We start from the raw sequence: 11,884 nt of genomic DNA, 5'->3' as shown, positions 1-11,884 counted from the left end.
CTCCCATGGACGCCATCTCCGTCATCCGCACCAAGCGGGACCGAGGCGAGCTGACCCCCGAGCAGATCGACTGGGTCATCGACGCGTACACCCGCGGCGAGGTCGCGGACGAGCAGATGTCCGCCCTCGCCATGGCGATCCTGCTCAACGGCATGAACCGCACCGAGATCGCCCGCTGGACCGCCGCGATGATCGCCTCCGGCGAGCGGATGGACTTCGCCGCGCTCTCCCGCCCCACCACCGACAAGCACTCCACCGGCGGCGTCGGCGACAAGATCACCCTGCCGCTCGCCCCGCTGGTCGCCGCGTGCGGTGCCGCCGTGCCGCAGCTCAGCGGCCGGGGCCTCGGCCACACCGGCGGCACCCTGGACAAGCTGGAGTCCATCCCCGGCTGGCGGGCCCACATCTCCAACGAGGAGATGCTGAACGTTCTGGACACCACCGGCGCGGTCATCTGCGCCGCCGGTGACGGCCTCGCCCCCGCCGACAAGAAGCTGTACGCGCTGCGCGATGTCACCGGCACCGTCGAGGCGATCCCGCTCATCGCCAGCTCGATCATGTCCAAGAAGATCGCCGAGGGCACCGGGGCGCTCGTCCTGGACGTCAAGGTCGGCTCCGGCGCCTTCATGAAGACCATCGAGGACGCCCGCGAGCTGGCCTCCACCATGGTCGCGCTCGGCACCGACAGCGGCGTCCGCACGGTCGCCCTGCTCACCGACATGTCGACTCCGCTCGGCCTCACCGCGGGCAACGCCCTGGAGGTACGGGAGTCCGTCGAGGTCCTCGCAGGCGGCGGCCCGCAGGACGTCATCGACCTCACCCTCGCCCTCGCCCGCGAGATGCTGGACGCGGCCGGCCTCAAGGACGCCGACCCCGAGAAGGCGCTCGCCGACGGCTCCGCGATGGACGTCTGGCGCCGCATGATCTCCGCCCAGGGCGGCGACCCGGACGCTACGCTCCCGACCGCCCGCGAACAGCACGTCGTCACCGCCCGCTCCTCCGGCGTCCTGACCCGCCTGGACGCGTACGACGTCGGCGTGGCCGCCTGGCGCCTGGGCGCCGGCCGTGCCCGCAAGGAGGACCCGGTGCAGGCGGGCGCGGGCGTCGAGCTCCACGCCAAGCCCGGCGACACCGTCACCGAGGGCCAGCCCCTGATGACGCTGCACACGGACACCCCGGAGAAGTTCGACTACGCGCTCAAGGCCCTGCCCGACGCGTACGACATCGCCCCGGCCGGCACGTCCTTCGCGCCGCTCCCGGTGGTGCGGGAACGTATCGCCTGACCTGCGGTTTCCTCGTACGGGTGAACGGGACCGGTGGACTGCCGCCGGTCCCGTTCGGCATGCTGGAGTCGGTGGCGTGCCACCTACAGAGGAGAACGTCATGGGCGTACGCGCCGTCGTCCCCGTGTCGGGCCCTGACCAGGACTGGGAGGATCTGGTCCGGATCTGGGAGGAGACGGACGCGCCCGAGGGCTGCAAGGTGGAGATCATCGAGGAGATCGTCACCGTGGCACCGCCGCCGTCCAACGACCACAGCGCCACCGCTTCCCTGCTTCAGCGCCCGCTCTACACCGTGATCCCGGAGGACTGGGGGATCTACCAGACCCTCGGTGTCCAGCTGCCGGACCGGGGCGGAATCTACATCCCCGACCTCGTGGTCGTGGAGCGAGAGGTGCTCTTAGGGCCGGGCAACCGCGTACCCGCCGCCGAGGCCCGCCTCGTCGTCGAGATCACCTCCCGCGCCAACGCCGACCACGACCGCGTCAGCAAGGTCAACGGCTACGCCGAGGCCGGGGTGGAGCTGTTCCTGCTCCTCGACCCCTGGCACTCCGGCCGCCCGACCGCGACGCTCTACGGGGAGCCGGACAGCGGCACGTACCGGGTGCTGGAGACGGTCGAGTACGGCGGGAAGATCAGCCTTCCCGAACCCTTCGGACTCGACCTGGACACCGGCGTCTTCCCGGTGAGCTGAGGCACAGCACCCCCCCCGGGACACGCGAGCGGCCCGCCGCACGGAGGAGTTCCGTGCGGCGGGCCGCCGTGGTGCGAGGGTGAACTACCCCTCGTGGCAGGTCACTTGCCCAGGTACGCGTTGTAGATCCGCACCGTGGACTTGTTGCCCTTCTTGTCGGTGATGTTGGCGGCGAAGGAGATGGCCTTGTTCTTCGCCGGGTTCTTCACCGTGATCTTGCCCTTCTTCACGGTGACCTTCTTCCAGGTCTTGCCGCCGTTGTAACTGACGTACGTCGCCAGCGACTTGAGGTTCTTCCCGGCGGCAGAACCCTGCACCTTCACCGGCACGGAGACGGTCTTGCCCGCCTTGGCGCGGCCGTCGGTGCTCAGGGCGGGGGTGAAGCGGACCGTGGAGACCGGGAGCTTCGCAGCCCCCTTCTTGGAGCGGAAGGTGAAGCTGACGTCCACCCGGGTGGAGAGGGCGCCGATCTTCGCCGTGTGCTTCACCGACGAGCTGAGCTTGTAGTCGGCGCTGCCCGCCGGGACCGTGAAGTAGTCCCAGCCCTGGAGCGGGTCCTTGGTCTGGGCGTACTTCTTGCCGTTGCGGTGGAGCACCGTGGTGACCGAGGAGAACACCGGCGCGCCGTCGTTGCCCTTGCCGTCCGCCAGCAGCGGGACGAAGCCGGCGATCTCGTTGCCGTCGCGGTAGACGCCGTCGTACCCGGTCAGACGCGGGCCGAAGACTCCGGTGTTCACGGTCTTCGTGTAGGACTTGCCGCCCTTGTAGGCGGCGGGCTCCCCGAGGACGTAGCCCGCCTCGTAGATCAGGCGGCCCTTCTTGTCCTTGCCGCCGATCTGGGCGAACATCAGGCCCCAGCGGGCCTTGTCGCTGGTGGCGACGCGGACCGTGCGGACGCCGGGCAGCGCCTGGTAGGCGGGCGCGCCGTACATCCCGTACCCGCCCGGCAGCTCGGCGACGGGGGCGACCTCGCCGGTCTTCTTCTTGACCGCGCCGACGCCCATGGTGAGCTTCACCGTGGCGAACTGGCTGGCCTTGTACTTACGGCTGACGCCCGTGGCGAACTGCGTGACCTTGCCGCCGAACGCGATGTTGTAGTCGCCCGCCGCGCCCTTGTTCCAGCTGCCGGCCCACCGCTGGGTGAGCGAACCGTCGGTGATCTTCGGGCCGACGTGGGCGGTGCGGAGGGTCCCCTTGCCGCTGACCGCCCAGCCGTAGCCGAGCTCCGTCTGCTTGCTCGCGACCGTGTACTCGGTCTGGATGCCGCGGAGCTTGGTCCCCTTCACCGGCAGGGTGATGCTGGCCGGCTTGGTCTTCCGGGCGTCCAGGGTGATCGTCGTGTTCTTCGTGACGCTCAGCTTCGGCTGGACGAGCCAGTCGACGTCCCACTTCTTCTTCGGGTCCGTGACGAGGCTGCTGTTCAGCACGTAGGTGCCCTTGGGCACCCGCACCTTGGCCACGCCGTTCTTGAAGACCGAGCCGAACGACACGAACCCGGCGCTGCCCAGGTCATCCAGCAGGACGTCTCCGGATGCCGGGACCTTGCCCGTACGGCTGATGCCCTTCAGCGTGACGTCGTACGACTCGCGCTCGCGGTCGACCGCGGCCGCGGTGCGGACGCTCTGGCCGTCGCCGGTGGCCACGACGTACGCGGAGTACGCGCCGACCTCCGCGCCGCCGAGCCGGGTGTCGGCCGTCAGCGCCACCGCGGCGGTGCCGCCCGCGGGCACGGTGACCTGCGGGGCGCCGAGGGTGAAGAAGCCGGCCGGAGCGGGCTTGCCCTTCGGGCCGGTGCCGGCGACCGTCAGGTCCAGCGTGACGTCCGTGGTGCCGAAGTTGCGGTAGGTCACCTGCTGGGAGACCGGGACGTCGTCGGTGTGCGGCCACTGCTGCACACCGAGGTTGACCGAGACCTGCTCGCTCACCACGGTCTGGGTGAGCGCCCGGTCCACCGCGATCCGGCCCGTGCCCTGCTGGAACGGCGTGTACGCGCCCGGCTTGGTGGAGGACGCCAGCACGCTCTTCAGCTGCTTGTACGTCCACTCCGGGTGCTGCTGCTTGAGCAGGGCCGCGGCGCCCGCGACGTGCGGGGTGGCCATCGACGTACCGTCGATCGTGAGGTAGCCGGGCGGGTTCTCGCCGACCTCCAGGGCGATCTCCGAGCCCGCGGCGGAGGCCGCCGTGATGGCGACGCCGGGGGCCGTGACATCGGGCTTGATGCCGCTGTCGCCCACGCGCGGGCCACGGCTGGAGAAGCCCGCCAGCTTGTCGTTCACGTCGACGGCGCCGACGGTCAGCGCCGCCTCCGCGCTGCCCGGGGAGCCGACCGTGCCAGCGCCGCTGCCCTCGTTGCCCGCCGCGATGGCGAACAGGACGCCCTTGGTGGCCGAGAGCTTGTTGACCGCGGCTTCCAGCGCGTCCACCTCGGGGGTGTCCATGCCGCCGAGGCTCAGGTTGACGACGTCGGCGCCCTGGGCGACCGCCCACTCCATCCCGGCCAGGATGCCGGAGTCGTCGCCGAACCCGTCGTCGCCGAGGACCTTGCCCGCCAGGAGCTTGGCGTCGGGGGCCACGCCCTTGAACTTGCCCCCGGACCTGGCGCCGGAGCCCGCGGCCGTCGAGGCGACGTGGGTGCCGTGACCGATGCGGTCCTTGAGGTCGGGCGACGTGGTGAAGTTCTTCGCCGCGACGATCTTGCCCTTGAGGTCGACGTGGGTCCCGTCCACGCCGGTGTCCAGGACCGCGATCTTGACGCCCTTGCCGGTGTAGCCGGCCTTCCAGGCGGTCGGCGCCCCGATCTGGGCGACGCTGCGGTCCAGGGCCACCTTGCGCCTGCCGTCCAGCCAGACCCGGTCGATACCGGCCGCGGTGGTGCGCTGGGCGCCGTCCGCCTGCTCGCTGGTGAGCGCCTGCCACAGGTCCGGGGCGTCCGCCTTCGGCGTCGCGACCGACTGCGCGTTCAGCGACGTCAGGCTTCGGCCGATCCGGGTCGAGCCCGCGTCCCGGACCTCCGCCTTCGCCTGGGCGCTCTGCGCGCCCCGGTAGCTGACGATGAGCCGCAGGTCCTTCTTCTGGGCCCGGCGGTTCTCCGGCCGGTTCAGCTCGGTGATGTCGAACAGCCGCCGGTCGAGCTTGCCCGAGGCGATGAGCCGCTGGGCGTCGCCGGGTATGACGAGCGTGCGCCCGTCACGTATCTGCTGGTGCACCGGGATGCCGGCGCGTCCCTCGGCGGGCTGGAAGCCCACGACCCGGCCCTTGGCGTCCACCGACACCCGGTCGCCGGTGATCAGCGTCAGCTGGTGCGAGACCTTGCCCGTGGAGTCGGCGGCCGCCTTGGCCACGGCTCCGGGCGCGAACGGCTGGGCGGCGGCGGGCGTGGTCGTGCCTGCGGCGAGTGCGACGGCGGCGGCCGCGGCGACCGCCGGGACCCCCGCCCTCTTCACGTGTCTGTGCAACTCTCCCCCTGGAGAATGAGGCGGTTCCTCTGAACCGTTCACTCAACTTAGAGGGAGAAAAACGTGAAGAGGTTCGCAAGAGATGTGTACGAGTTGTGAGTTGGGTCTCTCCGGTCGGAATTCTGCTCCCGGCCCGATGAGTTTCGGTCACCGGACCGGTCCTCCCGTTGTGGCAGCCATGAATCCGATCGTCCTCACCGTCACCGGACACGTCACCCGTGACGCCGTACCGGCCCTCTGCGCGGAGCTGGAGACCCTGCTGAACGCCCCCCGCGGCGCCGGGCCGGTGGAGTGCGACGTGGGCGGCGTGGAGCGGCCGGACCTGGCCCTGGTGGAGGCGGTGGCCCGGCTGGCCCTGGTCGCCCGCCGGGCCGGACGGCAGCTACGGCTGCGCCGGGTCGGGCCCGAACTCCAGGAGCTGCTGGACCTGGTGGGGCTGGCGGATGTGGTGGCGCTGGAGGGGCCGGAGGAGCGGGTGCCGGGGCCGTGACCGACCGGGCCCGGTCAGCCCTCGGGAGTCACCGCCGGGAGCCGCTCGGGCAGGCCGAACAGCGGGAACCAGCGCTCCACGTCCAGGAAGCAGTGCATCCCCGAGACCGCCCCGTCCCGGACGTCGATGACCTGCACCGCCCACGGCACGAAGCCGCCGCCCTCCGGATCGGGCTTGTAGTGCGCGAAGCCCGGCGAGCCGTTGGCGGAGACCGGCACCAACCGGGAGCCCGCGCACGCCGCGCCGATGGTCGTCATGAAGCCCGTGATGTCCGAGGTGCCCTGGAGCCACAGGTCGAACGGCGGCATCGTCATCACCGCGTCCTCGTGGAGCAGCGCGGTCAGGGCGGCCATGTCGTACCCCTCGAACGCCTTCACATAGCGCTCCAGAAGCTTCTGCTGCTCCTCGTCGAGCGGGTCCGCCGCATCCGGGACCCGGCCCTCGTGCTCGGTCAGGGTGGCGCGGGCCCGCTGGAGGGCGCTGTTGACCGAGGCGACGGAGGTCTCCAGCAGCTCGGCGACCTCGGCGGCCTTCCAGGCGAGCACCTCGCGCAGGATCAGCACGGCCCGCTGCTTGGGCGGCAGGTGCTGGAGGGCGGCGACGAACGCCAGGCGCACCGACTCCCGCGCCACGGCGGCCTCCGCCGGATCCTCGACGGTGGGCAGGATGCGGCCGTCCGGCATCGGCTCCAGCCAGACGTTCTCCGGCCGGGGGCTGAGCGCGGCCTGGGCGAGCGGGGTCGGGCCCGTCAGATCGACCGGACGGGCCCGCTTGTTGCCCGCGCTCAGCATGTCCAGGCAGACGTTGGTGGCGATCCGGTAGAGCCAGGAGCGCAGAGAGGAGCGGCCCTCGAACTTGTCGAAGTTGCGCCAGGCCCGCACCAGGGTGTCCTGCACCGCGTCCTCGGCCTCGAACGCCGAGCCGAGCATCCGGTAGCAGTACCCGGTGAGCTCGGTCCGGTGGCCTTCGAGGCGGGCGTCGACACTGCCGTCACCGGCTCCTCCGGCCCCCGCCCCCGCGGCCGTCCTCGTGGTCAGATCGCTCATCGCTCCACCCCTGTCGCGCGGCCGCGCCGCGGCCTCCGTCACCCGGTACGTCGGAAGCTACCGCAGGGCACTGACAACAGGGGTGGAAAGAGGCCTACGGCCCGCGTCGATCAGGTCCCGGGCTTGCGCCCGTAGACGTACACGTCGTCGCCGTTCTTCAGCAGTTTCCAGTATGCCTTCGCGTCGGCGGGGCGCATGTTGACGCAGCCCCCGGAGCCCGGCGGGTTGTACATGGACTTGGTGACCGAGTGGAACGCCTGGCCGCCGTCGAAGAACTGCGCGTGCGGCATCCACACCTTGTAGATCGTCGACCAGTGCTTGATGTTGCGCCAGTAGATCTTCTTCGCGCCGGTCCGGGTCTCGGCGCCGTCCCGCCCGGTCCGCACCGGCACCGGGCCGTACTTCAGCTTCTTGCCGTCCTGGATCCAGCTCAGCTGCCGGGTCAGGTCGACGCAGGCGATGCGCCCCTTGTTCGTAGGACACTTCCCGGCCTTGTTCGGGTTCTTCCCGGCCGCCTTCTGGGCGTTCATCGTGTTCATCGTGCGCCAGGTCAGCGGCCCGGCGTACCCGATGGTCGGGGTGATCCCGTGGGCCTTCTGGAACTTCTGGATCGCCTTGCAGTCGGCCGCCGACTGCTTGCCGTCCACGGGCCGCTTCAGGAACTTCTCGACCTGCTTCTGGTACGGCCCGGTGGAGGTGGAGCAGGAGGCCGCCTGGGCCGCGGTGCCGGTACCCAGGACCAGGGCGGGTGCTGCCACCAGACCGGCCACGGAGAGCGCGACCCCGCGTCGCAGTCGCCCTCCGGATACGTATCCCATCACTCCCATGTGCCCCAACTCCCCTTCGCCCACAGTGGTTTTGTGGTTACGCCTGGTAGACGCGCGAAGGGGAGGGGTGGTTGCACGGGGCAGGTCTCGGTTGCGTCGCGTTCCGGCATAGCCGGAATTACGGCCTCCGGAATGGGCCCCGGAGGGTCACCGCGTCGCCGGCACCAGCGCCCGCCGCTCGGCCCGCGCCACCCGGGTCCCGTACAGGGTGATGGAGACGACGCCGAGGACCGCGAGCAGCCCCAGCGCCACCGTCGCCGCCCAGCCGCCCGCGTGGAAGGCGACCGCGCCCAGCGTGCCGCCCGCGCTGGAGCCCAGGTAGTACGCCGACTGGTACAGCGCCGACGCCTGCGCCCGGCCCGTCGTGGCGGTCCGGCTCACCGAGGACGAGGCGACCGCGTGCCCGGCGAAGAACCCGGCCGTGATCAGCACCAGCCCCAGCAGCACGGCGGCCAGCGACTCCGACAGCGAGAGCAGCAGCCCGGCGGCGGTCGTGGAGACCGCCAGATAGAGCGCGCCCCGGCGGCCGAGCCGGGCCACCAGACGCCCGGCAGCGGCCGAGGAGACCGTACCGACCAGGTAGACCAGGAAGATCGACCCGACGATGCCCTGCGGCAGCGAGAACGGCTCCTCGACCAGCCGGTAGCCGATCACCGTGTAGACCGCGCCGAACACGGTCATGAACAGCGCGCCGATCGCGTACAGCCGCACCAGCAGCGGGTTGCCCAGGTGCGTGGCGACGGTCTTCGCCAGCGCCTTCGGGTTGAGCGTGCCGGGGGTGAAGTTACGGGCCTTGGGGATCAGGAAGTGGAAGGCGACGGCGCACGCCACCGCCAGCAGCCCGACCGCCGCGAGCGCCGCGCGCCAGCCCCAGGCCTGCGCGACCCAGCCGGTGAGGATGCGGCCGCTCATACCGCCGATGCTGTTGCCCGCGACGAACAGCCCGATCGCGGCGATCAGCGCCTTGGGCCGCACCTCTTCGGCGAGATACGCCATCGCGGAGGCCGGAAGTCCGGCGAGCGCCGCGCCCTGGATGGCCCGCAGCGCGATCAGCCAGCCGATCGAGGGGGCGAACGGCACCAGCATCCCGACCAGGACCGCGACCGTCAGCGAGGCCGTCATCATCTGCCGCCGCCCGAACCGCTCCGACAGCGCGCTCAGCGGCAGCACACACAGCGCCAGCGCGCCGGTCGCCGCGGAGACCGTCCAGCTCGCCTGGCCGGCGCTCACACCGTACGAGGCGGAGATCGCGGGCAGCAGGGCCTGGGTGGAGTAGAGGAGGGCGAAGGCCGCGACACCCGCGGCGAAGAGCGCGAAGCTCATCTTCCGGTAGCCCGGGCGGCCGGGCTCCAGGCGCTCGACAGAGGTCGGCGCGGCGGTGCGGGAGGTGATGACGGGGGACGACGGGGCAGAGGCATCCACGACGACGGTGGATGCCCCGGTATCGGCGGGAGGCATACGACGAACGTAGAGCGCCATGTTTCATGCGTCCAATGCACGAAACCGCCATAATCGATCCCATGGCGCATCAACGCAGCTCACAGCCTCGGCTGTCACCGAGCAGTTACGAAGAAGACATCCGGGCCGTCCTCGCGCCCCGTCTCGCGTACTTCGAGGCGGTCGCCCGCCACGAGCATGTGACCCGCGCCGCACACGAGCTCGGCGTCCCTCAGTCCACGCTCTCGCGGGCCATGGTCCGGCTCGAAGCGGACCTGGGCGTCGCCCTGTTCGCCCGCAAGGGCCGTACGGTCTCGCTCACCCCGGCGGGCCGCACCTTCCTCGGCTCGGCCGAACGGGCCCTGGCCGAGGTGGAGAAGGCCGCCGACTCGGTCCGGGCGGACGCCGACCCCACGGCGGGCCGGGTCTCCTTCGGCTTCCTGCACACCATGGGCTCCGAGACCGTGCCCGCCCTGATCCGGGGCTTCCGGGCCGACCACCCGAAGGTCCGCTTCCAGCTCGTCCAGAACTACGGCGAGGCCATGATCGAACGCCTCCGCGCCGGCGGCCTCGACCTCTGCCTCACCTCACCCGTGCCCGACGCCCCCGACCTGGTCACCCGCCGCCTGGACGAACAACGCCTGCGCCTGGTGGTCCCGGACGATCACCGCCTGGCCGTCCGCCGCCGCATCCGCCTCGCGGAGGCCGCCGACGAGACGTTCGTGACCCTCGAACCCGGTTACGGGCTCCGCCGCATCACCGACGACCTCTGCACGGAGGCCGGTTTCACCCCGCGCGTCGCCTTCGAGGGCGAGGAGGCCGAGACCCTGCGCGGCCTGGTCGCCGCCGGGCTGGGAGTGGCCCTGCTGCCACCGCCCGCGGTGGCCCGCCCCGGCGTCGTCGAGCTGACGGTCACCGCCCCGCGCGCGGTCCGCGAGATCGGGGTCGCCTGGCTGGACGGGCACCCGGACACCCCGCCGGTCGCGGCGTTCAAGCGGTTCCTGCTCTCGCGGCGGGGGAACCTGCTGCCGGACTGAGGTACGTACGGAGGCCTGGGAGGAGGGGAGAGGTGACCGGCACGCGAGAATGGCCCGGTGAACCGTTCCTCCTCCTCGCCCTTCTCCTCGCCGTCCGGACGTCCGAGCCTGATGGGTGTCACCTGCGCCGCCATCGTCGGGTCGGTGCTGGTGCTGGTCGCGGCCGTCCTGTTCGCGCTGCTGCCGGGCTCGCTCTCCGAGGCGCGGGACTTCCGGGCCGCGCGGCCGTGCGCGGAGATCGGCGGCTCGGCGGTGGAGAACGGCGACTGCCTCTCCGCGTGGCCCGCCACCGTCGTCTCCACCGAGACCGGCCGGAAGAAGAAGGCCGTCACCTACTGGATCACGCTCGACCCCGGCACCGAGGAACAGCCGTTCCGCATACGGATGCGGGGCGACGGACCCGTGTGGAAGAAGCTCGCGCCCGGTAACCAGGTCACGGTCTCTTCCTGGCGCGATGTGGTGTGGGCCGTGGGCCTCGGTGAGCTGCGCCAGGACACGACCACCAAGCCCGGCTACGCCCCCACCGTCCAACTGGCCGTGGGACTCGCCTTGCTGATCGTCGGAGCCGTCTTCCTGCGAGGATCCGGGTGGCTGCACCGCCGCCGCGCCATCGGCGCCCCGCCCGCCCGCACCTCGCAGATCCTCGTGCCGATGGCGGCGACCTTCGTCGCGGTGGCCGTCGCCGTCACCGCCGCCGTCGCCACGGACCGCCTCTGGCTCGTCCTGCTGCTGACCGCCGCCGGATGTGTGATGGCGTGGACGGCCTCGGTACTGCTGGTGCGGCGACTGGCCGGCGTACGTACGGCCTGACGGCTGAGGCGTGCGGCGTTCAGTGCCGCAGCGACCGCCCGAACCCGGCCGCCAGCGGCATCCGCAGCCCCAGCGGCGGCGGTGCGGCCAGCGCGTCCTTGACCGGGCGGGCGTAGGACCGGGCGAAGAGTGAACCCCGTACGAAGTCGGCGGCCAGCGCCACCACTTCGGAGCGGTGCTGGCGCAGCGCGTGCCCGTCCGAGTGGACCTCGAAGCGGCAGGTGTCCCGGTTGGACTTCTTCGCCCGCTCGGCCAGCCGGTACGACAGCTCCGGGTCCGTACGCTCGTCGTTGGTGCCGTGCACGATCAGCACCCGCCGCCCCACCAGCTGCTTCACCGGCTCCGGTTCGGCGGCGGGGTGCTCCGGCAGCCAGGGGGCCATCGCCAGGACCGAGGTGACCGCCCCGTGCCCGGCGGCCCGCAGCGCCGCCCGCCCGCCCATCCCGTGGCCGACCAGGCACACGGGCACGTCCCCGTACCGCCGCTGGACCTCGTCGGCCGCCCAGGCCGCGTCCTCGGCCGGATGCGCGTCCGTGTCGTTCCAGCCGCGGCAGCGGTAGCGCAGGACGTGCACCGCCAGCCCGTCGCCCTCTCCGGCGCGCGCCAGCGCACGGGCGAACGGCAGCTGTATGGCGTACGAAAGGGAGGAGGGGCGGCGCCGTGAGTCGGGCTCGCCGTCCGGGAGCAGCAGGACCACGCCGCTGACCTCGTAGGGTGCTCCGGCCGTCGTGACGGCCCGTCCCAGCCTGGCGGCAGACAGGGGGAGTGCGCGCTGTGCCATGACAGAACAGTCTCAGAAGAGCAGGTG

General features: G+C 71.7%; 10 protein-coding genes. 5 read left to right on the top strand and 5 right to left on the bottom strand.

Translation table 11 applies throughout. From position 1 onward, the window contains the following. The first annotated feature begins 5 nt into the window (after nt 1-5). Both IF17_RS0102300 and IF17_RS0102295 read left to right on the top strand, forming a co-directional pair. A complete protein-coding gene (locus IF17_RS0102300) occupies nt 6-1,283 on the top strand; it encodes a thymidine phosphorylase (protein WP_030561608.1) in 1,278 nt (425 codons plus the stop codon). A gap of 100 nt (nt 1,284-1,383) precedes the next feature. Next, complete coding sequence (locus IF17_RS0102295; RefSeq protein ID WP_030561606.1) at nt 1,384-1,974, top strand: Uma2 family endonuclease; 591 nt, start codon at nt 1,384-1,386, stop codon at nt 1,972-1,974. Nucleotides 1,975-2,075: 101 nt separating this feature from the next. On the opposite strand, the gene IF17_RS0102290 is transcribed toward IF17_RS0102295, so the two are convergent. After that, a complete protein-coding gene (locus IF17_RS0102290) occupies nt 2,076-5,417 on the bottom strand; it encodes a S8 family peptidase (RefSeq protein WP_030561604.1) in 3,342 nt (1,113 codons plus the stop codon). A 148-nt stretch (nt 5,418-5,565) separates the two neighbouring features. Here IF17_RS0102290 and IF17_RS0102285 point away from each other — a divergent pair, with 148 nt between their 5' ends. Next, a complete protein-coding gene (locus tag IF17_RS0102285; RefSeq protein ID WP_030561602.1) occupies nt 5,566-5,919 on the top strand; it encodes an STAS domain-containing protein in 354 nt (117 codons plus the stop codon). Nucleotides 5,920-5,933: 14 nt separating this feature from the next. Here IF17_RS0102285 and IF17_RS0102280 read toward each other — a convergent pair whose 3' ends face one another. The 3 genes from IF17_RS0102280 to IF17_RS0102270 form a co-directional block, all read right to left on the bottom strand. Continuing rightward, a complete protein-coding gene (locus IF17_RS0102280; protein ID WP_030561600.1) occupies nt 5,934-6,965 on the bottom strand; it encodes a sigma-70 family RNA polymerase sigma factor in 1,032 nt (343 codons plus the stop codon). Nucleotides 6,966-7,075: 110 nt separating this feature from the next. Beyond that, a complete protein-coding gene (locus tag IF17_RS0102275; protein ID WP_030561598.1) occupies nt 7,076-7,792 on the bottom strand; it encodes a L,D-transpeptidase family protein in 717 nt (238 codons plus the stop codon). 147 nt (nt 7,793-7,939) lie between these two features. Continuing rightward, nucleotides 7,940-9,250, bottom strand: coding sequence for an MFS transporter (locus IF17_RS0102270; RefSeq protein WP_030561596.1), 1,311 nt, complete (start codon nt 9,248-9,250; stop codon nt 7,940-7,942). A gap of 62 nt (nt 9,251-9,312) precedes the next feature. On the opposite strand from IF17_RS0102270, the gene IF17_RS0102265 reads away from it, so the two are divergent. Beyond that, nucleotides 9,313-10,266 (top strand): LysR family transcriptional regulator, encoded by a 954-nt coding sequence (locus IF17_RS0102265; protein ID WP_030561594.1) that lies wholly within the window; start codon nt 9,313-9,315, stop codon nt 10,264-10,266. Between the two features lie 57 nt (nt 10,267-10,323). Then, nucleotides 10,324-11,076 carry a hypothetical protein gene (locus IF17_RS0102260; RefSeq protein ID WP_030561592.1) on the top strand — a complete coding sequence of 251 codons (753 nt, stop codon included), beginning with the start codon at nt 10,324-10,326 and terminating at the stop codon, nt 11,074-11,076. Nucleotides 11,077-11,095: 19 nt separating this feature from the next. Here IF17_RS0102260 and IF17_RS0102255 read toward each other — a convergent pair whose 3' ends face one another. Beyond that, nucleotides 11,096-11,773, bottom strand: coding sequence for a dienelactone hydrolase family protein (locus IF17_RS0102255; RefSeq protein WP_030561590.1), 678 nt, complete (start codon nt 11,771-11,773; stop codon nt 11,096-11,098). Nucleotides 11,774-11,884: the final 111 nt, after the last annotated feature.

The sequence above is a fragment of the Streptomyces cyaneofuscatus genome (assembly GCF_000718135.1).
Taxonomy (GTDB): Bacteria; Actinomycetota; Actinomycetes; order Streptomycetales; family Streptomycetaceae; genus Streptomyces; species Streptomyces cyaneofuscatus.
This window is presented reverse-complemented; position numbering and strand designations above follow the sequence as displayed.